20 protein-coding genes and 1 tRNA gene are annotated in these 23,381 nt (G+C 47.7%); 10 read left to right on the forward strand and 11 right to left on the reverse strand.

The genetic code is table 11. The features are described from left to right. Positions 1 to 271 precede the first annotated feature (271 nt). The 8 genes from dnaE to putP all read right to left on the reverse strand — a co-directional run bounded on the left by dnaE (position 272) and on the right by putP (position 11,351). Positions 272 to 4,417, reverse strand: a complete 4,146-nt coding sequence (gene dnaE / locus QZ367_RS09305; protein ID WP_291940005.1) for a DNA polymerase III subunit alpha — start codon at positions 4,415 to 4,417, stop codon at positions 272 to 274. 96 nt (positions 4,418 to 4,513) lie between these two features. Next, complete coding sequence (locus QZ367_RS09310; protein WP_291940007.1) at positions 4,514 to 4,660, reverse strand: hypothetical protein; 147 nt, start codon at positions 4,658 to 4,660, stop codon at positions 4,514 to 4,516. A gap of 80 nt (positions 4,661 to 4,740) precedes the next feature. Next, positions 4,741 to 5,421: an amino acid racemase gene (locus tag QZ367_RS09315; RefSeq protein WP_291940009.1), complete on the reverse strand. Its 681-nt coding sequence runs from the start codon at positions 5,419 to 5,421 to the stop codon at positions 4,741 to 4,743. 28 nt (positions 5,422 to 5,449) lie between these two features. Beyond that, the gene (locus QZ367_RS09320; RefSeq protein ID WP_291940011.1) at positions 5,450 to 6,760 is read right to left on the reverse strand and encodes a dicarboxylate/amino acid:cation symporter; all 1,311 of its coding nucleotides are present in this window, start codon (positions 6,758 to 6,760) and stop codon (positions 5,450 to 5,452) included. 249 nt (positions 6,761 to 7,009) lie between these two features. Beyond that, a tRNA-Ile gene (locus QZ367_RS09325) sits at positions 7,010 to 7,086 on the reverse strand. 131 nt (positions 7,087 to 7,217) lie between these two features. Further along, a complete protein-coding gene (locus QZ367_RS09330) occupies positions 7,218 to 7,664 on the reverse strand; it encodes a YccF domain-containing protein (protein WP_291940013.1) in 447 nt (148 codons plus the stop codon). Between the two features lie 842 nt (positions 7,665 to 8,506). After that, positions 8,507 to 9,850, reverse strand: coding sequence for a DUF2130 domain-containing protein (locus tag QZ367_RS09335; protein WP_291940014.1), 1,344 nt, complete (start codon positions 9,848 to 9,850; stop codon positions 8,507 to 8,509). Further along, positions 9,843 to 11,351 (reverse strand): sodium/proline symporter PutP, encoded by a 1,509-nt coding sequence (gene putP / locus QZ367_RS09340; protein ID WP_291940016.1) that lies wholly within the window; start codon positions 11,349 to 11,351, stop codon positions 9,843 to 9,845. The genes QZ367_RS09335 and putP overlap by 8 nt, the downstream gene beginning before the upstream one ends. A 169-nt stretch (positions 11,352 to 11,520) precedes the next feature. On the opposite strand from putP, the gene QZ367_RS09345 reads away from it, so the two are divergent. The 7 genes from QZ367_RS09345 to QZ367_RS09375 are packed head-to-tail and all read left to right on the forward strand — an operon-like array spanning position 11,521 to position 17,468. After that, positions 11,521 to 12,183 carry an amino acid ABC transporter permease gene (locus QZ367_RS09345; RefSeq protein WP_291940149.1) on the forward strand — a complete coding sequence of 221 codons (663 nt, stop codon included), beginning with the start codon at positions 11,521 to 11,523 and terminating at the stop codon, positions 12,181 to 12,183. Beyond that, on the forward strand, positions 12,176 to 12,904 hold the full coding sequence (locus tag QZ367_RS09350; protein WP_291940018.1) for an amino acid ABC transporter ATP-binding protein: 729 nt from the start codon (positions 12,176 to 12,178) through the stop codon (positions 12,902 to 12,904). Before QZ367_RS09345 ends, QZ367_RS09350 begins: the two co-directional genes overlap by 8 nt. A gap of 11 nt (positions 12,905 to 12,915) precedes the next feature. Further along, positions 12,916 to 13,656, forward strand: a complete 741-nt coding sequence (locus QZ367_RS09355; protein ID WP_291940020.1) for a basic amino acid ABC transporter substrate-binding protein — start codon at positions 12,916 to 12,918, stop codon at positions 13,654 to 13,656. 59 nt (positions 13,657 to 13,715) lie between these two features. Then, positions 13,716 to 14,252 carry a hypothetical protein gene (locus QZ367_RS09360; protein WP_291940022.1) on the forward strand — a complete coding sequence of 179 codons (537 nt, stop codon included), beginning with the start codon at positions 13,716 to 13,718 and terminating at the stop codon, positions 14,250 to 14,252. Beyond that, positions 14,245 to 14,859: a thiamine phosphate synthase gene (gene thiE, locus QZ367_RS09365; protein WP_291940024.1), complete on the forward strand. Its 615-nt coding sequence runs from the start codon at positions 14,245 to 14,247 to the stop codon at positions 14,857 to 14,859. Before QZ367_RS09360 ends, thiE begins: the two co-directional genes overlap by 8 nt. Continuing rightward, complete coding sequence (locus tag QZ367_RS09370) at positions 14,846 to 15,622, forward strand: undecaprenyl-diphosphate phosphatase (protein ID WP_291940025.1); 777 nt, start codon at positions 14,846 to 14,848, stop codon at positions 15,620 to 15,622. Before thiE ends, QZ367_RS09370 begins: the two co-directional genes overlap by 14 nt. A gap of 22 nt (positions 15,623 to 15,644) precedes the next feature. Then, positions 15,645 to 17,468: a phosphoethanolamine transferase gene (locus tag QZ367_RS09375; protein ID WP_291940027.1), complete on the forward strand. Its 1,824-nt coding sequence runs from the start codon at positions 15,645 to 15,647 to the stop codon at positions 17,466 to 17,468. A 582-nt stretch (positions 17,469 to 18,050) separates the two neighbouring features. Here the strand turns inward: QZ367_RS09375 and QZ367_RS09380 are convergent. After that, positions 18,051 to 19,391 carry an aminotransferase class V-fold PLP-dependent enzyme gene (locus tag QZ367_RS09380; RefSeq protein ID WP_291940029.1) on the reverse strand — a complete coding sequence of 447 codons (1,341 nt, stop codon included), beginning with the start codon at positions 19,389 to 19,391 and terminating at the stop codon, positions 18,051 to 18,053. A gap of 101 nt (positions 19,392 to 19,492) precedes the next feature. Between QZ367_RS09380 and QZ367_RS09385 the strand changes: the two genes are divergently transcribed. Further along, entirely contained in the window at positions 19,493 to 20,302 is an 810-nt protein-coding gene (locus tag QZ367_RS09385; protein ID WP_291940031.1) for a DUF234 domain-containing protein, read from the forward strand. A 37-nt stretch (positions 20,303 to 20,339) separates the two neighbouring features. Further along, positions 20,340 to 21,170, forward strand: a complete 831-nt coding sequence (locus QZ367_RS09390; RefSeq protein WP_291940033.1) for a hypothetical protein — start codon at positions 20,340 to 20,342, stop codon at positions 21,168 to 21,170. Between the two features lie 177 nt (positions 21,171 to 21,347). Here the strand turns inward: QZ367_RS09390 and QZ367_RS09395 are convergent, their stop codons facing one another. Beyond that, the gene (locus tag QZ367_RS09395; protein WP_291940035.1) at positions 21,348 to 22,088 is read right to left on the reverse strand and encodes a hypothetical protein; all 741 of its coding nucleotides are present in this window, start codon (positions 22,086 to 22,088) and stop codon (positions 21,348 to 21,350) included. Positions 22,089 to 22,176: 88 nt separating this feature from the next. On the opposite strand from QZ367_RS09395, the gene efp reads away from it, so the two are divergent. Then, positions 22,177 to 22,743 carry an elongation factor P gene (gene efp, locus QZ367_RS09400; protein ID WP_005871146.1) on the forward strand — a complete coding sequence of 189 codons (567 nt, stop codon included), beginning with the start codon at positions 22,177 to 22,179 and terminating at the stop codon, positions 22,741 to 22,743. A 283-nt stretch (positions 22,744 to 23,026) separates the two neighbouring features. On the opposite strand, the gene QZ367_RS09405 is transcribed toward efp, so the two are convergent. Then, the gene (locus QZ367_RS09405; protein ID WP_291940039.1) at positions 23,027 to 23,260 is read right to left on the reverse strand and encodes a SelT/SelW/SelH family (seleno)protein; all 234 of its coding nucleotides are present in this window, start codon (positions 23,258 to 23,260) and stop codon (positions 23,027 to 23,029) included. Positions 23,261 to 23,381 lie beyond the last annotated feature (121 nt).

Here is a 23,381-nt window from a genome sequence, read left to right on the forward strand (position 1 = left end):
CAGAGGCGGTCTGCGTTTTTGTAAATTTTGACAGATAAAATTCCACCGCGATAAACACAATAAATTTAGATATCGAGAGCGATCCGTGCGGTTTTGATTTCTGTGCGTCGCACAGTAAATTTTACATGCGGCAAGCTTTGAGCCAAAAATATTGTCGTCTCTTATCACAACCGCGCCAAAGTTTAGGCTCTCTGCGGCGCCAAAAACCGCTTACGTGCGGCGACAGGCAAGAATAAAATTTAACCGATCCAGCGCGACGAAAGAGCCGCACCTACGCCGCTATGATTTCACGTACCTTTTCGGTAAAGCTATCGCTCACGATGTATTCGGTCGGATAAACGAGCACCTCGCTGCCGTTGCGGATCCGCAGAATCAGCCGCTTGGTGTTTTTTAGCGCCGTGTCGCAAAAGGCGAGATGGTAAATTTTATAAATTTTCTCGCGGCTAAGCTCGCCTAAGCTTAGCTCAAACTCGAAATCCTGCGCGTTTTTGCGCTGCGTCTCGCGCTCTTTGCGCGCCTTAAGAACGGGATCCTCCGCAGCAAACCCGCCCTTTCGCTCCGCGAAATTCCCGCTGCCGTAGCCGCCGCCTCGTTCGCTACCAAAGTTTCTGCTGGAGCCGAAATTGCTGCCGTTAAAGCCCCCGCGCTCCCTACCACCGGAGCCTCGCACCTTGCTAGGTACGTAGCCGTCGATATTTTGCGCGGCATCTAGAGTTAAAATTTCATCCAGATAAATTTGATATTTGCCGCCGTAAGGGCTCGTGTTTTTGCTAAGCCGCACCCAAAATGCCATCGGGCGCTCCAGCTCCGCGTCCGTTAGCGCAGTGACCGCATCACAAATATCGCCGAACGCACTCATCTCGAAGCTTCCCGAAAGATCGAGCACCGTGACGTTTGCCATCTGCTTACCCGATTTGGTCGTGCGGGTGTGAACATTTTCGATCTTACCGACGCACAAAATTTTAACGCTCGCATCCTCTTCGCCCACCAGTTCGTCGAATTCGTTCGATTTAGTATGTGTAATCGCTCCAAGCTGCGCGGCGTAGGCTTTGAGTGGATTCTCGCCCAAAAATACTCCCGCGCGCGGACGAAAGCTCGCATCTCGAGCGTTTTGTAGGCTCATCATCGAAAGAAACGACAGCTGATACGCCGCGCCGCCGACCGCGCTTTTTGAAATTTTGATCATAAAGGCGTACGGGCGCTCCCGCTCCTGCGGGCTTAAGCTTTCGATCGCCTTTAGCGCGTTATCAAACACCGCAAGCTCGAAGCTGCCGTGCAGATCAAGCACGTTTAAAATCCCCATTTTTTTGCCCGTTTTTGTCATGCGCGTGGACAGATCCTCGATCCGCCCTACGCTAAGTACCTCTGCGCTATCTCCGTCGATCTCGCTAAACGCCGAGGATAGGGCATAATCGATCCCCTCCATCTCCTCTTTGTAATCATCCAGCGGATGCCCCGAGAGATACACGCCCACGGTCTGCTGCTCAAATTTTAAAATTTCGCCCTGCGGAAATTCCTTATCGGTATCGACGAAGCTTACGCTCATGCCGCTCGTCATATCCTCATCCTCGCCAAAAAGCGAGCTTGCGGCGTCCTTTTTAATCTCGGTGATCTTTTTCATCACGTCTAGGATATTTTCCATGTTTTGAATCATCGCCAAGCGACTCTTACCCAGACAATCCATCGCGCCTGCGTAGATCAGCGACTCGATGACCTTTTTATTGACGCGGAAATTGTCCACGCGCGAAGCAAAATCGTCGATGCTTTGAAATTTAGCCTCGCTTTGAAGCTCTAAGATATTCTCGATTGCAGCGCCGCCTACGCCCTTAATCGCTCCTAGGCCGTAGATGATCGAGGTGCCCGATTTGGAATTTTCGTCGTCCACGACGCTAAAGCCTCTTAAGCTTTGATTGATCGACGGCGGCAAAAGCCCGATACCAAGGCGGCTTGCCTCGTCGATATATTTTGAAATTTTATCGGTATTGCCCTCCTCCGAAGTAAGCAGTGCCGCCATAAACTCCGCCGGATAGTAGGTCTTAAGATAGGCTGTTTGAAAGGTGATCATCGAATACGCCGCGGCGTGGGATTTGTTAAAGCCGTAGGAGGCAAATTTCATAATCAGATCAAATAACTCATCCGCCTTAGCTACGTCAAAGCCCAGCTCTTTGGCGCCGTTTAGATACTGCTCGCGCATGTGAGCGAGCTTCTTCTCATCCTTCTTACCCATCGCGCGACGCACCAGATCGGCATCGCCCAAGCTAAAACCGCCCACCTTCTGCACGATCTGCATGACCTGCTCTTGATAGACGATGATGCCATATGTTGGCTCTAAAATTTCTTTTATCTCGGGGAAGATATAGCTTGCTTTTAGCTCTCCGTGTTTGATCCTGATAAAATCAGGGATTAGATCCATCGGTCCCGGGCGGTATAGCGAGATCATCGCGATGATATCCTCGAAGCGGTCGGGGCGCAGGTTCATAGCCAGATCCTGCATGCCCGCACCCTCGATTTGGAAAATCCCCAGCGTGTTGCCGCTTTGAATCGTCTCGTAGGTCTTGTGGTCGTTGAAATCGATCTCCTCCCAGACGATATCGCGACCGTAGCGGCGCTTGACGAGCTTAGCCGCATTATCGATCACATCGAGGTTTTTTAGACCCAGGAAGTCAAATTTTATCAGATCGACGTCCTCGAGATAGTTTTTGGTATATTGCGTGACCAGGCGCGCATCCTCGCCTTTATCCTGCTTAAATAGCGGCGCCTTGTTCCACAGCGGCTCGTTTGAGATCACCACTCCCGCAGCGTGCATGCCCGCGTTGCGATTGAGCCCTTCAAGGCCCAGCGCAAACTCCCAAACCTGCTGTGCGATCGGATCTGCGTCGATAAATTCCTTCAGCTTCGGCTCGGCGTCGTAAGCCTGCGTAAGCGTGATGCCGAGCTTGTCGGGGATCAGCTTCGCCATCTTATCGGCCTGCGAAAGTGGCATATCGCAGACGCGAGCCACGTCGCGGATGACGCCGCGCGCGAGCAGCTTACCGAAGGTCGCGACCTGCGCGACGTTAAATTTGCCGTACTGATCGATGACGTAGTCGATCACCTCGCCCCTGCGCGCCTGGCAAAAATCCACGTCGATGTCGGGCATCGAGATACGCGACGGGTTTAAAAATCGCTCGAAAAGCAGATTATACGGGATCGGATCGAGGTCGGTAATGCGAAGCGCATACGCGCAGATGCTGCCCGCCGCAGAGCCGCGACCTGGGCCAACCGGGATGTCGTGATCCTTCGCCCAGTTGATGAAATCCTGCACGATTACCATATAGCCCGAAAAATGCATGTTTTTGATAATGGCAAGCTCCTTTTCCAGGCGCTCGCGATAAATTTCGTGCTTGGCGGGATCGATAAATTTAAGACGCTCTTTAAGCCCCTCGCGGCACAGATGATCGAATAAAAAATCATCGTTTGCAAAGCTATATCGCTCCGAGGGCTGCGGCAGCGAAAGCCCGAGCCTATCGGCGTATTCGATCGTAAATTTAAAATTCGGCGGCGTCGGCGCGTAGTCCTTCTCATCGAAGGCAAATTTGAGATTGCACTTTTGCACGATCTCGGCGGTATTTTCGATCACTTCGGGGATGTCCGCGAAAAGCCGCCTCATCTCCTCGTCGCTTTTTACGTAAAATTCCGAAACGACGTGTTTTAAGCGGTCGCCGTCGTTGATCGTCTTGCCCATCGAGATGCACTGATAGACGTCGTGGGCCTTGGCGCGATCCTTGCGCGAGTAGTGAGCGTCGTTAGTGGCGATGATCTTGACGCCGATTTCGCGCGAGAGGCGGATGAGGTCTTTATCGACGTTTAATTGCTCGCCGATGCCGTGGCGCATTATCTCGAGATAAAAATCCTCGCCGAAAATTTCTTTATACTCGAGCGCCGCTTTTTTCGCCGCTTCATAGCCGCCCGCGCCTCGCTTTAAATTTCGCTCGCTTCTATTTAGATGAAATTCCACCTCGCCCGCTAGGCACGCCGAGGAGCAGATGAGTCCCTCGCTGCGCTCTTTTAAAATTTTTTTGTTGATCCTCGGGTAGTAGTAGAAGCCGTCTAAAAACGCGCGCGAGCTAAGATACATTAAATTTTTATAGCCCGTCTCGTTTTTGGCAAGCAGTATCAAGTGGTAGCGCTGGCGGTCGCTTTTATCGCCGATGTCATCGTGGTTGTGCAGGTAGGTCTCGATGCCGATGATCGGCTTGATGCCGTGCTTTTTCATCGTCTGATAAAAGTCTATCGCGCCGAACATATTGCCGTGGTCGGTGATCGCGCATGCCTTGGTGCCGCGGCTCTGTAAAAGCTCGGCGAGCTCGCTTACTTTATTCGCGCCGTCTAGCAGCGAATACTCGGTGTGAAGGTGCAGGTGGGTGTAGTCGCTCATTTTAATCCTTTTTTCTGTTGGAGCGATTATATTAAATTCGGGCTTTAGAAACGGTCAAATTTAATGGAATTTTAGCTTAAATTTCAGCGCGAAATTTTACGAGCAAATTTTGTTACGGAATTTTACTTCGGAGGTTTTACATTCTGGATCTTGCGGATTAAATTTTGACAAAATTTTAAGCTTAAAATCCTGTGATGAAATTTTGCTATCGTAAAATTCCGCCTCGATGGAATTTTGGTTCAATATAGTTCCGCAAAATTTCACGACTTAAATCATCGTAAAATTTTGCGGTTTAAAATTCGAGCTTGCAAAGCCTTGCGGCTCTACGATCTTGAGAATTCCACGATCGCTTTGGCAAGCTCTCTAGTAGGATCGACGAAAATCTTATCGCTTTTGATTAATGGCAAAAATATCGGCAGCTCGGTGCAGGCAACGACGTAAATATCAGCATCGATTTTGCCTAGCAAATTCTCAAAAGCCCCCACGTATTCGGCAGTCTTGCCCGCCTTAACGCCTTTGTAGATGCAATCCATCAAAACCGCTTGATTTTCTTCACCAAGCTCCACGCTGATTAGCCCCGCTTCTTTGAGCGGATCGTCGTAAATTTTAGCTTTTTTTGTACCAATAGTGGCTAGCACAGCGATTTCATGGGCGTTTGGATAATTTTTGCGGATCGCTTTTACGGTGACCTCAGCGATATGAATTAGCGGGATTTCCGCCGCAGCTTCTACATCGTCTGCGAAAAAATGCGCCGTGTTGCACGCCATCGCAAACGCCTTGCAGCCTGCATTTTTGAGCCTAACGGCGCTCTCGCTTAGGCGCGGAAGCGGATTTTCACCTTTGCCTAAGATAAATGCCGTGCGATCTTCAATCTGCGGATAGCTATCAATTACAAGCGGAATATTTTCTTGATCGCTGCTCGCCGCAGTCTCTTCTATGATCTTCATATACAGATCCGCACTCGCCAAAGGTCCCATTCCACCGATAATCCCAACTCTTTTCATAGCTCGTCCTTTCTAAATTTTAATTGGGTTAATTCTCCCACTTACTCATATCCATTTCGTTTTCGCTCTTTGCGACGTAGATCGACGCGACAACATCGCCCGTTACGTTCATCGAGGTTCGCCCCATATCCAAAATCGCATCAATGCCCAAAATCATTCCGTAAGCGATCGCTACGTTACCACTTACCTTGACGCCGATAGATTCGAGCACTAAAAGCAGCATCAGCGCACCAGCTCCCGGAACTCCAGCAGTTCCAATCGCCGCAAGCATCGAAGTGATGATGATCGTGAGATAATGGCTGCTGTTTAGATCAATACCGCAAGCATTAGCGATAAAAAGTGTGCACACGCCCAAATATACGGTCGTACCGTTCATATTCACCGTAGCGCCCACAGGCAAAACAAAGCCGTAGATTGCCTTTGGAATGCCCATATCTTCGGCGGTTTGCATCGTAATAGGAAGCGTGCCGTTGGAGCTGCGGGTAACAAAAGCCGTAAGCATCGGCGGGCGCACTTTTTTAAGAAATTTAATCGGGCTAACTCCGATAAGCATACAAATAACGCAATAAACCGCAAATACTTGGATCGCAAGTCCCACGTATAGGGTAATCGTGACGTTTAGTAGCGAACTAAAAGCCTCGATACCGCTTTTATTAAACACTACAAACATTAGCGCAAAAACGCCGATTGGTGCGTATTGCATCACCCAGTGCACGACCTTAAACATAATCTCGCTCATTCCGTCGAAAAAATTATAAACCGTATCGGCGGAGCTTTTGATACGCGCGTCGCTACTATCGCGGCAAAACGCAAGCCCCACGCCGAAAAATAAGCAAAACGCGATGATCGGCAAAATTTCGCCCTTGGCTATGGAATCAAAAGGATTCGTAGGAATTATATTAAGCAAAATTTTACTCATACTAGGCGCGTTCGCTGCCTTTTCGACAGCCTTGGACGCATCGCTTAGATCAAGCCCGCTACCTGGAGAAAATATAAACGCACACGCTAGGCCGATGACGATCGCAAAAAGCGTAGTTATAGCGTAAAATATGATCGCCTTAACGCCTACTTTGCCCAGGTGCGCGGGCGAGATGCTGCTCGTGCCCACGATGAGCGAGCAGATGATGATCGGCACCATAATCATCTTTAAAAGTCTCACGAAAAGATCTCCCAAAGGCGTTAAAATCGCCACCCACGTGGTATCACCCACCGGCATATTTTTAGGTAGTAACATACCAATCGCAGAGCCCAACACTAAAGCGATAATGATGCGCCAAAGCAAGCTTGAGTTAAAATAAAAGGCTAAAATTCCGCCTTTTTTCGTTTGATTTTCTGACATGGACATCTCCCTGCACTAAGAATTTTAACGGAATTCTACCGCAACTTGCCATAAAATAAAATTTAATCGGTCGCCAAATGAAAGTTAAATTTGAAAATTCAATCGCGAGCTTGCCGCATTTTAAAGCTGAAATTATGCGGCAAGCTTTGTCTTTTGAAGTTATGAAGCGAAATTTCAAAGGAAAAACGACGCATGAAATTTATAGAATTTTGCGGATTTTGATGTAGTGAAAAGCAAAAAATTTTGTGGTGGTGGGCTCACTAGGACTTGAACCTAGGACCATCCGGTTATGAGCCGGATGCTCTAACCAACTGAGCTATGAGCCCGCCAGCGGTAAAAAAGAAATGTGATTTTACAAAAATAATCTTAAAACGGCGTTAAATTTTAGCCGCGTAATTTTATGACGCCTAGCTCTGCCCAAATCGTGACTAAGCTTCGGTGCCTTGCTATAAAACGCTTACCCATATAAATTTTTCCATGGTAATTCTACGTCCGGTTCCTTATTGCGACGGATGCAGATCTTATCCACGGGATTAAAGATTGTATGTAAAGATTTAGCAAGCACGATAGCGCCTGGAATTCCGATGATAGTGACGAACTGGACAATAACAGCAACAAGTCCTACGATATATAGCCAAATACCGAAAAGCAGGATATAAACGACCTTAACGATAGTCGCGTAAGCATGATAGCTCTTACGCAGAGCTCCGCCGGATGGATTATTCTTTTTACGCACCATATAGTAACTGAAGGGCAAAAACAGGAATTTGCCGTATTCCATAAGACCTAACCCCACGGGAGCGGTCACGACTAAAATGGTAAGGATCAAACCCGATAGATAAGCTAAGATAGCTAAAATCCAACCACCTAGAAAAAACCAAATAATGTTGCCTAGAATACGCATATCTTACCTCTTTATAAATTTATGTAAATCAAGCAAACCGCCTGCCTCGAGTGGCTAGCACAGCCTCTCATTCGTTTTATGGGTGTTTTCGCAGCTCGCGCGAAAAGGCGCGCCGAAGCGCTATGGCGCAGCAAAACGCTAAAACGTGCCGAAACGCTAAGAGATACTAAGGCGCACCCCCTTTAGTGCGACGCGCCCACGCCTGCGGCTATGGCGTGCAAAACGAGCCTTATGCATGCAAACCACCGTACGCAAAACAACTGCGGAATGATAGGGGGGGCAGTTAACGATTGGTAACAAGCACTTTTGCGCGATAAAATTTTGCCACGCAAATGGCTATGGCAAGGGAGTTTGCAAAATTTAAAATTTATTTTGAAAAAGTTAGGAATTTTAAAATTTTAACGCTAGGATTTTGAAAAATTTTATAAATTTTTATGAATTTTGCGAACCAAAATTTTAAAATTTTTACGGTACAACAAAGTGAATTCTTAAAATTTTGCTATAGCTTTTAGTGTAAAATCTTCCTAATTGGGATACAAGATAGAAATTCCAAATCAAATTTTCGCGACGTGAAGCGCTTCCTTAATTATGAATTTAAAATTTTACACTTGAAATTTCCACGCTACACAGTACGGCATATTTCTGCCGAGATAAAATTCGCAAGCAAAATTCCAACCTCGCAAACCCAAAAGCATACAACAATTATTTCTTGAAATTTCAGCACCGCTTGCCCGTAGACAAATATCGCGTTACTTTATGAAATTTCGGCCTCACGACGCAAGCTCCTCGCACTGCAAACTCGCTTCGTGCTCTCGCCATAGCCGCGATCTGTCCGCATGCCGCTATGGCGTCTCGTCGCCGTCTTGGTCTTGAAGCGCGTCCGCTTCGCCCTCCGTCGCAATCGCCTCGAGGCTTAAAATTTCATCGACATCCTCCAGCTGGGCTACGCCGCTTCCTGCGATGCTTCTGATGCTTGCGTGCATCGCGATCGCTCCATCTCGCGCACGCGCTATCTGTTTTTCGCGCTGTTTCCAGATGCGCTCCATCGCGTTGCGCTCCTTATTTAGGCTCTCTTGCATGCTGACGAATGCCGAGACGATCGTCTTTATCTGGTTGGCAAACTCGGGCGAGGTCAGATAGTCGTAGAGCATCGCCGTTTTGCTATCTTGATTTTGCCCCGATCTTTTGGCAAACGCAAGCGCCACGACGTGTTCGCGCAAAACGGCGCAAAGCCCCTTAAATTCCTCAAACGAGCAGATCCAGATGCTAGGATCGCTCGGCGCCTGGTGCAGCCTAGGGCTGTGAGGCGGCATCTGCTCGGTGACGATAACGCCGATCTGCGCGCCCTCGCCTATCATATCATCTTTGAGTTTGTCGATCCATTTGGGCTCGAAGCTTTTCGTGCGCTTGCTCTCATATAAAATTTTACCGCAGCCCGCAAACTCCCTCGTATGCACCATCTGCACGCAGTCTGCGCCGCGCGCGCCCTTTTTGACCTCATCTATCTCGTCCAAAGGAAAGTTTAGCCGCAGATACTCCTGCAGCGCAAGCTCCTGCACCTCGCCCTGAAGCTGCTGCGAGCCCACTTCCGAGCGACGCTTAAGCTCGTTTATTTGGCCGATTAGGCTTTGGATCTGCTCATCTTTTTGGCGGAATTTCAGCTCGTTTTCCTGCGAAATTTGCTTCGAAAGCCGCTCACGCTCTTGGTTTACGCGGTTGGTTAGCTCGATCTCGGATTTGGCTTTATTCTCGGCCTCAAGCTCGCTAAATTTACGCTTTTGCGCCTCCATTTCAGCCTTTATTAAATTTAGCTCGGAAATTCTTTGTGATTTTTCTTGCAGTTCCTTTTGTAAAATTTCAAATTTCGCCGCGTTTTCGCTCTCGATCTGAGATTTTGCGAGCGCTAAAATTTTCTCCCGCTCGCTGTTTAGCGCAGAATCGGTCGCCGCTTTTACGCGCTGCTCGAAGGCGTTTTCCTTCGCTTGCAGCTGCGCCAGATGCTTCGCGTACTCCTCGCGCTTAGCGGCGATCTCGGCTTCAAATTTAAGCGTGGCTTCGTTTTGCTGCTGCTGCCACTTTCGCTTCTGCTGCAAAATTTCATCTTCAAATTTAGCCTTGATATCGCGCTGCAGCGCCTCGTCTATATCGATCTGAAAGCCGCAGTGCGGGCACTTTACGTTAGCCATTTTTACTTCCCAAACTCTGCTCTTTCATCTTTTCAAATTCCTGAGAAATTTGCGCGGCATTAGGCTCATCCGCCATCTTATCGAGCACGGAGTTGTAGCGATTTACGAGCAATATCGCAAGCGCCGAAAAGCAAAAGCCCGGCAGTAGCTCATAAACGATCGCCGAAAGCCCCGATAAGATCCAGCAAATGACCGTAATACCGCCCACGAGCATACCCACCAAAGCAGAGAGCGCGCTCATCTTTTTAGAATACAGGCTGAAAAGCAGCACCGCTCCAAAGCTCGCGCCAAATCCCGCCCAAGCGTTACCCACGACGTTTAGCACCGTATCGTTTGAGCCGAACGCCAAGATCGCGGCGAGCGCGGCGATGATCACGACGGCGATACGGCTACTTAGCGTCTGTGTGCGCTCGCTCACCTCTTTTTTATAAAACGCGAAGATAAAATCCTTCGTAACGGCGCTCGCGCTTACCAAAAGCTGGCTTGAGATGGTGCTCATAATCGCCGCCAGCACCGCAGAGATTATGACGCCTAAGATAAATGGGTGAAAGAAAATTTTACCGAGCTCTAGGAAAATTTTTTCGGGATCGTCTATGCTAAGACCTTTTTGCGAAAAACACACAAAGCCGATCAGGCCGCTAAGCATCGCGCCTACTAGTCCTAGCACCATCCACGAAATTCCGATGCGGCGCGCGCTATCAAGCTCGCGCGAGCTTCTAATCGCCATAAAGCGCACTATGATATGCGGCTGTCCGAAGTATCCGAGCCCCCAAGCAAGCAGACCCAAAACGCCCAAGAAGCTTTGATTGTAAAATAGATCGAGGTGACTCGCGCCGTATAGCCGCACCTGCGCAAAAAAGGAGCTGTCCGCAGGGATCTGCAGCGCGCGGTAAGAAAATAGAGGGATCAAAATAAGCACCGCAAACATCAGTGCGCCCTGAAATGCGTCGGTGATCGCGACGGCCTTAAATCCGCCGAAAAAGGTATAAAACACGACGATTAAGATCGTAGCGACCGCACCGTATGTAAAATTTAGCCCGAAAAAGCTCTCAAAGGTCTTGCCGCCCGCGATGATGCCGCTGCTAACGTAGAGCGTAAAAAATATGATGATCAAAAGCCCGGAGATGATGCGAAGCGTCTTGGTGCGGTCTTTGAAGCGGTTTTCTAAAAAATCAGGGATCGTGACGCTGTCGCTTGCTACCTCGGTGTAAATTCTAAGCCTTTTTGCAAGAAATTTATAATTGCACCACGCGCCCACGCAAAGTCCTAGGGCGATCCAGATATTGCAAATCCCCGTTGCGAACATCGCGCCCGGCACCCCCAAAAGCATCCAGCCGCTCATATCGCTAGCGCCCGCGCTAAGCGCCGTTACGAATGGGCCCAAGCGGCGATTATCGAGCAGATACTCGCTTAAGCTCGCATTCTTGTCATAATAATACCTACCTATAAAAATAAGCGCGCCGAAATATATCGCGATTGCGCAATAGGTCCAAAAGCTCATCGTTGCCTCCTTTTAAAAAAGCTAATTTTACTCTATTTCAAATAAAATTTTACTTTCGGAATTTAGCCAGATTTTAACGAAATTTTAGTATTCTTGCCGTTTAAATTTTAAGAAAAAGGCGCCTTGGTTGAACGAGAAAATTTTAAAGGTCGTATTTGTTTTGACTGTAATCGCCGTGGGGCTTTATTTCACTTATCCCGAACTGAGCGAAGCGCAAAAAATTTCATACGCCAAAAGTTACGGCATCACTCTTATTTTGACCTCCGGCGGCATTGTGATCGGTATCGCATTAGGATTTATGCTGGCATTTTTAAAATTTCTAAACAATAAATTTCTAAGCTTCATTATCGACGAATACGTAGATATCATCCGCGGAACTCCAATCGTTATCCAGCTTATGGTGTTCGTGTTTATTATCTTTGCTACGTGGAGCAATAATATCGCAGCTGCAATCTTTGCGCTGGGGCTTAATAGCTCAGCCTACGTCGCGGAGATCGTACGCAGCGGCATAAACAGCGTCGATCGCGGCCAGATGGAAGCTGCGCGCGCGATGGGGCTAGGCTACGGCACGGCGATGAAAGAGATCGTCTTTCCGCAGGCGATAAAAAACATTTTGCCCGCGCTTGCGAATGAGTTTATTAGCCTTTTTAAAGAAACCTCGGTCGTGGGTCTCGTAGCAATTACCGATCTTACGTTTTTTTCAAAAAGCATGCAGGCGGCACTTTATACCGTCCAGCCGATACTTTTTGCCGCAGTGCTTTACTATGCAAGCGTGAAATTTTTCTCGTTTTTAGTAAAAATGCTAGAAAGTAGGTTAAACCGCAATGATTGAAATATCAAATTTAACCAAATCCTACGGCAATTTATCGGTGTTAAAAGGAATTTCAAAGAGCATAAATAAAGGCGATATCGTAGCGATCATCGGTCCAAGTGGCGGCGGTAAATCGACCTTTTTGCGCTGCTTAAATTTGCTTGAAATTCCAAGCGGCGGCACTATTAAAATAGACGGCGAGGATATTACCGATAAGCACACTGATATTAATAAAATTCGCCGCAAAGTTAGTATGGTGTTTCAGCATTTCAACCTCTTTGCAAATAAAAACGTGCTGGAAAATTTAACTCTAGCGCCCATAAAAGCGGGCATTTATACTAAAGAACAAGCCTACGCAAAAGCAGAGGAGCTACTGCAAAAGGTCGGTCTTAGCGATAAGGCCTATACTTATCCGCACAAGCTTAGCGGTGGGCAAAAGCAACGCATCGCAATCGCTAGAAGTTTGGCGGTAAATCCGGATGTGATTTTATTCGACGAGCCCACTTCGGCGTTAGATCCCGAGATGATCGGCGAGGTATTAGGCATAATGAAAGAGGTCGCTAAAGAGGGCATTACGATGCTTGTGGTAACGCACGAGATGGGCTTTGCACGCAATGTCGCGAATAGGATTTTTTTTATGGAGGGCGGCAATATCGCTGTGGACGATACGCCTAAAAACGTATTTGAAAATCCGCAAAATCCGAGATTGAAAGAATTTTTAAATAAAATTTTAAACCACTAAAGGAGAGGGAAATGAAAAAATTTATGAGATTTTTAGTTGCGAGCGCTTTGCTTTGCGGTTCGCTAGTCGCTAAAGACATCACCAAAGATACGCTCATCGTAGGCACGAACGCCGAGTATCCGCCGTTTGAGTTCGTGGATGAAAACTCCAAAGTCACGGGCTTTGATATGGATCTGGTAGCCGAGCTTGCAAAGCGAGCGGGCGTGAAATATGAAATTTTAAATATGAGCTTTGACGGGCTAATCCCTGCGATTAAAAGCGGCAAGATCGATATGATCGCCTCGGGTATGAGCGCGACGCCGGATCGCAAAAAGGCGATCGATTTCACCAATCCTTACTACAAGGTCGAAAATTTATATATCAAGCGCAAGGACGATAGCTCGTTAAATTCTAAGGCGGATCTGCAGGGTAAGCGCCTTGCCGCGCAGCTAGGTACCATTCAAGAGCTTGCGATCAGAGATATCAAAGGTGCCGAGGTTAGCGCTACGGAGAACGTTTTTGTAGCCGTCATGTCGCTTAAAAACAAAAAGATCGATGCGCTTTGCGTGGATTCATCCGTAGGCTACGAATATCTTAAGAAAAACGACGATCTAACCGCATTTTTTAAAGAATCCGACGGCAGCGAGGGCTTTTCTATCGCATTTGATAAGGGCAAATATCCCGAGCTACTCGCTAAATTTAATACAGCTCTTGAGGAGATGAAAAAAGACGGAAGCTACGAAAAGCTTTTGGAAAAGTATAATTTAAAATAATCCGCAAAATTTAGGCGCAAATTCCTCTTGCAGAATTTGCGCCGCCTAAGAGGAATCCTATGAAAAAGATATTTTTAGCACTTGCGATTTTGCTCTGCACGCAAAGCTTTGCGGAGCAAAAAGACAGATACGGCATCGCTGCGTTTGCAGGTCTTGGCAATGACGGCAGAAGCTTCGTTTTTACTTTCAGAAAGGCTCAAAAAGATCGTTTCTTTCCCTGCGACTTAAAAAATTTAAACATAATCGCCGCGGGTGCTTCTAGGTGCATAACGGACGCTAAGGAGCTAAAGAAATTCGACAAAGAATATAAAAAAGCTCTCGAGTCTGTGATAAAACCCGGCAAGCGCTACTACGTAAATTTAATCGATCGCGGCAATGACGCCTATGTTTGCGACGCAAGCGATCCTAAAAGCAATCTGCGATTGGATCTAGTGGCAGCAGGGTTTGCCGTTCCGACAACCGACGATAGCGAACTACTTTTAAAAGCCGCCGAGGAGGCCAAAGAGGCTAAGCGCGGAATGTATAGCGCAAAATTTTGGGATGTTACCAACTGCATCCTAAACGGCGTGCCGATGCCGAAAAAGATAGATGAGTGAAATTTACGCGCTTAGCGACGATGCCTTAACGCCGCCGCAAACTATCTTTTCGCAGATAGATGAGATTTTACGCTGCGGCGTAAAGCTCGTGCAGTACCGCAGCAAGCTCGCCGCGCAGGATGAAGCTTTAATCCGCTCTCTCATCGGTCTTTGTGAGGATTACGGCGCCAAACTCATCATCAACGACGATGCGACGCTTGCCAAAAAGCTTGGCGCGCACGGCGTGCATATCGGCAAGGACGACGGCGAGACGGCGCAGGTGCGCGAGTTTTTAGGTGCGGATAAGATCATCGGCGTTAGCTGCTACGCTGGTCTTGCTCGCGCGCAAAAGGCCGAAGCGCAGGGCGCTAGCTACGTAGCCTTCGGCTCGCTAAGGCGCAGCAAGACAAAACCTAATGCGCTGCTTTGCCCCGATGCGCTCGTGCAAGAGGCGCGAAAATTTTTAAATCTCCCAATCGCCGTAATCGGCGGGATAAGCTTAGAAAATTTAGATGAAATTTTAGTCCTCAAGCCCGATTATATCGCTATGGTAGAGGCGATCTACAGACCCGCTTCAATTACGCAGAATTTAGCAAATTTAAAGGAAAAAATGGATGAATATATTTGACGCCGTGATTTTAGGCATCGTCGAGGGGCTGACGGAGTTTCTGCCCGTAAGCTCGACCGGGCACATGATCCTGGCCGCAAAACTGATGGGTTTGCAGCAGACCGACACGCTTAAATGCTTCGAGGTCGTTATCCAGCTAGGCTCGATCCTAGCGGTCGTCGCGATGTTTTACAAGCGGCTTTTGGTCGATTTTAAGCTCTGGTGCAAACTTATCGTGGGCTTCATCCCCACTGCAGCGATCGGCTTTTTGCTCTATAAAAGCATCAAATCTCTATTCGCGCCACAGACCGTCGCCTACGCGCTGATCGGCTGGGGCGTTATTTTTATCGCGGTCGAGCTCTTTCGCAAGGTGCGCCCGAGAGAGGACGAGCTAGAACATCTGGATCAAATCTCATACGTTCAGGCCTTCATCATCGGGCTTTCGCAATGTTTTGCGATGGTGCCGGGTACTTCGCGCAGCGGCGCTACCATCATCGCAGGGCTTTTGTGCGGGCTAAGCAGAAACCTAGCCGCGCGCTTTAGCTTCCTACTCGCGATCCCTACGATGTTTGCGGCGACTTTTTACGACACCTATAAAAATTTAGACACCTTCGCGCAAAACTCCGCTAATATCACAACCTTTCTCGTAGGCGGCGTAGTGGCGTTCGTAGTGGCGCTTGCGGCGATCAAGCTATTTCTAAGCTTCGTCTCGAAGTTCGATTTCATCCCGTTTGGAATTTATAGAATTCTAATCGGCGCCATCTTTTTCATCTTCGTTTTTTAAACGCAATCATCAAAGGAATTTCATGAGCCTAGCAAAAAATATCGGCGCATTTTTAAAAGACAGATTCAGCCTCCTATCGGTATTCGGCGGCGCGGTGCTAAACGCATACACGCTAGTTTTGGTATTAAATTTAGCGCTCGGGCTGCTTCTTATCGCGCGCAGCGGCGAGCTGCTCTCTGCGCAGGCGCTGTTTTTTGCGGCATCTGCGATCTGCGGCGTGACGATACTTTTTTTCGCGCTTTACGCGCTTAGCTTTTACAGCGCCAGGCTATATAAAATTCTCGCCTTTGCGCTTCTGGCGATAAACGTAATCTTTGCGATCGCTCAGATTTTTTTGATCTTTAGCCTGGAGCTTACCTACTCGCACGGCACGCTGGACGCGCTAGTGCAAACGACGCCCAAGGAAGCCTTTGAGTTCGCGCACGCGTTTTTAAATTTTAAGCTTATCGCGGCTTTTTTGGCGCTTTTAATTTTCGTCTTCGCTGCCCTTAGACTTAGAGTGAGCCAGCGAGCACGGATGAAGCTATGTCGCGCGATAAAGCTAGCCTTTCTGCTTAGCTTGCTTGTTTTTATCGCACATGCGGCGTTTAAAAGCTACGTAGCCAAAAGCTCGAAAATGCGCGCCAGCATCATAATCGCGCTAAATAAAATTCCGATTTACAACTTTGCTTTCGTTACGAAGGATTATTTCGGCGCCGATTTTAAAAGCGTGCGCGAGCTACAAGCGGGATACCAAAGCATTTACGCCTCGCATTCGCATAAAACCGCGCCAAACCGCATCTCAAACGTCGTTTTTATTATCGGAGAGAGCCTGCAGCGAAATTTCATGAGCCTATACGGCTACTATCTGCCCACCACACCGAATCTGCAAGCGCTTGAGCAAAGTGGAAATTTAATCGCCTTTAGCGACGTCGTCTCGCCGGGCGCCAAGACCAACGACGTGTTAAAATACGTGCTAAATTTCGGAAATTACGAGAGCGAAAAGCAGCGCCCGTGGAGCGCCAACCTCGACATCGTAAATCTCGCACGGCTGGCAAACTACGAGACCTTTTGGATCAGCAACCAGGAGCGCTACGGGCAGTGGGCGGTCGCAAGCGGCGCGAGCGCGCAGATGACGGATCACTCGGACTTTACGAATCAAATCCCGGTTTACAAATACGCCTACTCGCTCGACGAAGTTATGCTTCCTAGCATAAAAAATTTCAAATCGGGCGCGAGAAAATCGCCCCTTGCGCGCAAGGACGAAAGCTCCGCCGCAGAGGTAAATGGTACGCAGAAAAAGGATAAATTTTTCATCCTTCATCTAATGGGCTCGCACCCAAGCTACGAGTTTCGCTATCCGAAAAGCTTTGCTAAATTTAGCGCCGCGGATATCTCGCGCGAGCCGCTTGATGAGGGGCAGAAAAAAGAGCTTGCGCACTACCTAAACACCGTGGCCTACAACGATTTTATCGTAAGCGAAATTTATAAAATTTTTGCGAGCGACAACACGCTGATAGTCTATTTCAGCGACCACGCCCAGAGCCTTTATCAGTACCGCGGCAAGCTGATCCATGGCGGCATCAACCGCTTCACGCTCGAAATTCCGCTGATTTTCATGGCGTCGGATAAATTTAAAGAGCAAAACGCTGATCTTTGGACGCGCATCGCGGCAGCCAAAGACAGGCCGTTTTTAAACGACGATCTTATCCACGCGATCGCGGAAATTTTAGAGATGACCGAGCTGCCCGAGTACGATCCCGCTCGCTCGGTGATAAACGCCGATTTCAACGCCTCGCGTCCGCGCATCATCGAGGGGGTCGATTACGATAAAGTTTACAAGCTGCAAAAGGAATTTGGCGAGTAAATTTAGTGAAATTTTGCGCCTTTTGGCTGCGCAGAATTTCGCTTCTTAAAATTTGCGCTCTTATCGCAAGCGCTCGCGTCTTAATTTAGCTTTCAGACGAGCGCGCCAATTTTCACCGCCACGGGCTCTGCGGTAAAATTTCTCGCCGCGGAAATTTGCCAGCAAAACTCGGCTTTGTAAAATTTCAAAATTTGCGGCTAAATTTCACGGCGCAGAATTTTCCATGCGTTCACGAAATACAAAAATTGCGAAGCTCATTCGAATAGCGAAATTTTGAAATTTCGGAATTTGGCGGCGTTAAAATTTATCCGCGCGGCACGGAATTTTGCCGCTAAAATTTCACGGCGCAAAGCTCCTCAGCACAAAATTTACCGCCAGAATTCAGCTCGTAATTTAAAATTTCAAAATTCTAAGCCGCGAAATTTTATGCCGAAGAATTTCACGCCCCAATCGGCGCGGAGTATCTGCTGCCTGAGCCGCGCATAAAATTTTACGCTACAAAATTCCACCGATAAAATTTTATGTCGCAAAATCCCACGCCGTGCAATTTAAAAGCGGCTCTTGCTATAAAATTTCGCGAGCTCAATTTATACTGCCGCAGCGATATTTGCCCGCTACGAAGGTGATTTTATCGCGAATTTTAGCGATCTGTCTTAGCGCCTCCGCTAAGAAATCCACGTCGCTTTCGTCATGGATGAACGAGAAACTAGCCCGCACCCAAGCGGGTTTGCGCGACATTTCGGTATCGGGTTGCAAGCCGAGCAGATCAAAGCCGTAAGGCGCGGCGCAGTCGCATCCTGCGCGAGTCTGGATCTCAAATTTCTGCCCGAGCACTCCGGCTAGCGCGTCCGCGCCAAGCCCTTGCATATTAAAAGCAAAGATCGGCACGCGCGGCGCGGTGAGATTGCCGTAAATTTCAATCTCGGGGATTTTTGAAATTTCGCTTATGAAGCGCCTGCAAATCGCTTCTTCACGCGTCTTGATCGCCTCTAGCCCCGCGCTTTTGCGAAGCTTTAGGGCAAGATAAGCTCGCACCAGCGCGATGATGCCCGGCGTGCCCGCCTCCTCCAAGCGTTCCTTGTCGATTATAAAGCGCTGCGTTAGGGCGTCTGCGTATTTGATCGTGCCGCCTCCCGCGAATGTCGGCTCCTCGCCGCACAAAAGCTCCTTTCGCACCGCCAAAATCCCGCTAGCGCCCACGCCGCCCAAAAGCTTGTGCGCGCCGAAAAACATACCGTCGCAAAAGCCAAGATCTACGTTTTCGTGCGCGATGAGCGCGCTAGCGTCCACAAACAGCCGCCCGCCGTGCGCTTTTAACATCAAGTAAGCGCGCTTGTAATCAAGCTTTAGCCCGCTTGCGTTCGATGCCGCGGTAAGTACACCGTAAATTTCGCGCCCTTTGTTTGCGGATAGAATTTCACTCAGCCGAGCAAAATCCATCAGCCCGCTTGGATCCAGCGGCACGCGCACGACCTCGCAAAGCCCCTGTCTTAAGCTGATTTCCACGGAGTGATGCTCAAAAGGCGAGATGATGAAAAGCGGCAGCTCTTTTAAGCTCTCGCGCCGCAAACTGAGCCTATCTCGCGTTGCTGGCGGCAGGTAGATGCCTAAAATTTCCCAAAGCTTCTTAATCGCCGCGGTCGCGCCAAATCCGCACGAGATCAAATAGTAGCGCTCTTCGCAGCCTAGAAGCTCTTTGATTTTGGCCCTTGCGTTTTCGTAGTAATCGCTTGTAATCTCGGCGCTCGCTCCGCCTGCGGAGTGGACGTTGGCATATGTTGCAAGCACGCGCTCGATCTCCGCTTCTATAGGACGATACGCAAGGCCCGAGGCGGCGCAATCGAAGTATTTGACCCCCTCTTTTAAGATGATATTTCCTTTGATCGTTTCAAAATCCAAAGCGCGGCTCCAAAATTTTTGCAAATTATATCCAAACTCGCTAAAATTACGCCCGCAAGGAGGGCGAAATTTACGAGTTAAAAGACACGGCGCGAAATTTAGGCGATGTTGGTATCGACGCGATTTTGCAGTTTCATTTCGTATTTGACGAGATCGGCTGTATAAGCGGCTACGCAGACGTTTTCGAAGCGATCGAAAATGAAATTTTGCTCTGCTTTGAACGTCTCGGCGAGCGCTTTAAATTCGGTGGCGAGTACGAAGAGCAGATCAAAAAGGCGCTGATGAAATTCGCTAGAAGCGACCGCAAAAAAATAGGAATTTCAAAAATCTTGCCGCGGTTTACGGCGCAAAAAATCACCGCAGATCTCATAAACGCGAAGTTTCTAATCACCGAAAAATCAAGCGAGCAAAGGGCGCAAAAAGAGCGCAAAAATGACCGCCTCCCGCGCGCGCTACGCCGCTACCATATCACTGACAAAGTCCATTTTAGCAGCAACTTTGCGAGGTTTTGGTTTAGATTTATCGAGCCGAATCTGCCCGCGCTACGTCTGGGCGAGATAGGGCGCGTGCTAAGCCTAATCAAAGCGGATTTCAACGCCTACGCGGGGCTCGGGTTTGAAATTTTAAGCAAAGAGCTGCTCGCGAAGTATTTAAATTTAGAGATTTCGCAAATTTCAAGCTTCTGGAACAAAGAGGTCGAGATCGATATCTACGCGAAATTTGAGAGCTTTTGCGTCGCGGGCGAGTGCAAATACAAGGAGCGAAAAATTTCAAAAAACGTGCTAAACGAGCTCATACTCAAATGCGAAAAAGCACGTCTCGCGCCCGATCTGCTCGCGCTGTTTTCCAAAAGCGGCTTTAGCGGCGAGCTACAAAACCTAAAAAGCGATAAAATTTTACTCTTTTCGCTCGAGGATTTTAAAATTTTACTTTGAATACGGACGTAAAATAAATGATTATAAGGGAATTATCATGAAAAATAGGGTCTTGGCAGTATCGTTAGGCGTGCTTTTGAGCTTAAGCTTGGCTGGATGCGATAGGGGAGAAATAGAGGATATTCAAACGGAGGATTTTTATGCCGCCAATCCGGATAAAGCAAAAAGCGTCTCCGAGGCGTGCGCCCTAGCCGATCTATCCAAAGAATCGGCAGAGATTTACGACAACTGCGAACGAGCCGTCATGGCGTATTTTAAAATCTATTATAATAGCGTGATGCAAGCAGCATCAAGGCAAGAGGTAAAGGCGCAAGATGAAAAATACAAAGCTATGTGCGAGCGCAAAGAGGTGCGAAATACGGAATTCGACGTGGAATGCTTTCTGTCTTTAGCTACCACAAATTTGCCGATAAACTCTACAAGACCCAAAAATAGGCTGATTTATCTACTGGAGGAATGTAGAGGCGATGCAGTTAGCCCAAAATGTAGGCTTTTAAAAAAGGAGATAGAATTTTTCACTAAAGCCCCCAGAATGAGTAAAGAAGAGGTCTACGAGGCATTATCGAAAAAATTGCAAATCGTGATAAAAGACTATATTGATTTTTACGTATCGCAAGGTAGATTCGACGAAAATCCAGACAAGATGACAAGCATGACGGTCGAGCAGATAGCTCCGAATTCAATTAGCTTAGGCACGACGAGCTATGTCAGTTGCTTTACTATAACCGCAATCGATACGGGCAAAAACGCTAGTTTGGAGATACGAAAAGGCGCAAGCCAAAATTATGAATTCTGCATGCAAACATATAAATTGCCCGAAGTCACAAAAATTCTAAATGAAAACGGCGGCGTTATTAAGCTTAGATAGCAAAATTTTATATTTTCAAATTCCATTACAAAGCCTTAAAGGCTTAATTTTAAAGCGGCGGAATTTTGTGAAATTTCAGCTTGCGCGGACGACTGCGCTGCGCGCGACTTGCACTACCGCAAGCAAACTCGCGCTGTCCGCGCACAAACCCCGCGCCCTAAATTCCGTAAATTCAGACTATTTTTTCACCTTAATCACGTATGGGACTGATTTGATCACGCCTTTGGAAAAGAGCGTCTTGGTGTCCGCGTATACGGCGTCAAGCTCGGCTTTTGAGACGTCCGCATCGCTTACCTGCACATCCTTGTCGTAGTATTTCTCGATCACGTCGATCGCACCCTTTTGATCGCTCGGCGAGAGGGCTTTTAGCTGCTTTAAAACCAGCGCCGATTTGATAAACGCGCTCTTGCCGTGCACCGGCGCAAAGATCAATTTTACGTTGCTGTTGCGAAGATACTTCGTGATCCTCTTCATCTCCTCGGCGCAATACGGACACTCCGGATCGCCCACGATGTAGGTCACGTAGGGATTATTTTTATCAAAAGACTCGATATAAGCAAATCTCGCCGGATTTATGCTTTTTAGTAGCTCAAGTGCGGCGGCATCTCTGGCGTCCTTTAAAATTTGAGTTCTCATCTTAAACAGCGCCGCATCCGCCCCGTCTGCAAGCTTAGGATCCTCCGTTACCGCCACTAGACTTTTGCCGTCGTCGCTAGCCAAAAACGCCTCTTTTTTATCGCCCGAGCGGACGATCAGCAAATTTAGCCCATTTAGCGAGTTTAGCTTGTCGATCGAGATGAGCTGAGCGTTTTTATCATTTAGACTTTGCTTTAGGTTTTTTACAAACTCCGCTTCGTTCGCATTCGCGCCAAGCGCAAAAGCCGCACACGCAGCCAAAACGTAGATGATTTTTTTCATAGCTTCTCTCCCCTTAAAATTTCGCCAATTATATCAATTTAAAATAAAATTTGTTATAATCGCGCCTCATTAATTTAAGGAGAAATTTATGGCTTATTCAATGGGCGATCTAAAAAAAGGTCTAAAAATCGAGGTGGACGGAATTCCGTTTAAAATCATAGAATACCAACACGTAAAACCGGGAAAAGGACCTGCTTTCGTGCGCGTTAAAATAAAATCTTTCATTGATGGCAAGGTGCTTGAAAAGACCTTCCACGCAGGCGATAAATGCGAGGCGCCGAATCTTGAGGAAAAAGAGATGCAGTATCTCTACGACGACGGCGAGGCGTGTCAGTTCATGGATACCGATAGCTACGAACAGATCGCGATCAGCGACGAGGACGTGGGCGAGGCGAAAAAATGGATGCTAGATGGCATGATGGTAAATATAATGTTTTACAACGGTAAAGCGATCGGCGTGGATGTACCGCAGGTGGTGGAGCTTAAGATCGTAGAAACTGCGCCAAATTTCCGCGGCGATACGCAGGGCAGTAACAAAAAGCCCGCCACGCTTGAGACCGGCGCCGTGGTACAGATCCCATTTCACGTGCTCGAAGGTGAGGTCATCCGCGTTGACACCGTCCGCGGCGAGTATATCGAGCGCGCAAATAAATAATCCCCCCCCCCTGTTTTTGCGAAATTTTGATTTCGCAAAAATTTCCTCTTTCTTTTGAAATTTATAAACTCCGAGCGATAAAATTTAAACCGCGATCGTCGCGTAAATTTTGATTAAAATAGCTTTTCAAATTCGCCAAAATGCGGGATAATTTAGTTCAAATTTTACGCAGCGCTGATTTTGGCAAAATTTAAAATAGCTTTACGATTAAATTTACGGATATGAAATTTGAGTATAAAAAACGCCCGAAAGCAAACCTTGCGACCCACTTTCGGGCTTTGAGCTAGGCTGCAACTTTAATTAGATTTAAAATTTCACCTTCACTTGGGAAACGAGGCTTAGCAAAATCTTTATTGAAGAAAAGCTTTCTGCCGTCAACTTCTACTAGAAAGTCTCCGCTGCCACCAGGGACCAACTCGACAACTGCATCCTTATAGACGCTTGTTATTTCATCTCTCACACGGAGAGCTTGCGGTCTATAAGATCAAGAATTACAATAAGTAATTACAACCTTCATCTTTATTCCTTTCTAAAAAAGTGCCACATTGTAGCCAAACTAGCTTAAATTTTAATATAAAGGCTCAATTTCATGCGCCTCAGCATTTAAAATTTATGAGCGAAATTTCGCAGTTTGCAAA

This window comes from Campylobacter sp., assembly GCF_019423325.1.
In the GTDB taxonomy this organism is placed as follows: domain Bacteria; phylum Campylobacterota; class Campylobacteria; order Campylobacterales; family Campylobacteraceae; genus Campylobacter_B.

Coding starts and splice junctions, on each gene's coding strand:
- dnaE (WP_291940005.1), bottom strand. CDS start 4,417: ATGAGCGACTACACCCACCTGCACCTTCACACCGAGTATTCGCTGCTA.
- QZ367_RS09375 (WP_291940027.1), top strand. CDS start 15,645: ATGAGCCTAGCAAAAAATATCGGCGCATTTTTAAAAGACAGATTCAGC.
- QZ367_RS09395 (WP_291940035.1), bottom strand. CDS start 22,088: ATGAAAAAAATCATCTACGTTTTGGCTGCGTGTGCGGCTTTTGCGCTT.
- QZ367_RS09370 (WP_291940025.1), top strand. CDS start 14,846: ATGAATATATTTGACGCCGTGATTTTAGGCATCGTCGAGGGGCTGACG.
- efp (WP_005871146.1), top strand. CDS start 22,177: ATGGCTTATTCAATGGGCGATCTAAAAAAAGGTCTAAAAATCGAGGTG.
- QZ367_RS09330 (WP_291940013.1), bottom strand. CDS start 7,664: ATGCGTATTCTAGGCAACATTATTTGGTTTTTTCTAGGTGGTTGGATT.
- QZ367_RS09390 (WP_291940033.1), top strand. CDS start 20,340: ATGAAAAATAGGGTCTTGGCAGTATCGTTAGGCGTGCTTTTGAGCTTA.
- QZ367_RS09350 (WP_291940018.1), top strand. CDS start 12,176: ATGATTGAAATATCAAATTTAACCAAATCCTACGGCAATTTATCGGTG.
- QZ367_RS09335 (WP_291940014.1), bottom strand. CDS start 9,850: ATGGCTAACGTAAAGTGCCCGCACTGCGGCTTTCAGATCGATATAGAC.
- QZ367_RS09360 (WP_291940022.1), top strand. CDS start 13,716: ATGAAAAAGATATTTTTAGCACTTGCGATTTTGCTCTGCACGCAAAGC.
- putP (WP_291940016.1), bottom strand. CDS start 11,351: ATGAGCTTTTGGACCTATTGCGCAATCGCGATATATTTCGGCGCGCTT.
- QZ367_RS09320 (WP_291940011.1), bottom strand. CDS start 6,760: ATGTCAGAAAATCAAACGAAAAAAGGCGGAATTTTAGCCTTTTATTTT.
- QZ367_RS09315 (WP_291940009.1), bottom strand. CDS start 5,421: ATGAAAAGAGTTGGGATTATCGGTGGAATGGGACCTTTGGCGAGTGCG.
- thiE (WP_291940024.1), top strand. CDS start 14,245: ATGAGTGAAATTTACGCGCTTAGCGACGATGCCTTAACGCCGCCGCAA.
- QZ367_RS09355 (WP_291940020.1), top strand. CDS start 12,916: ATGAAAAAATTTATGAGATTTTTAGTTGCGAGCGCTTTGCTTTGCGGT.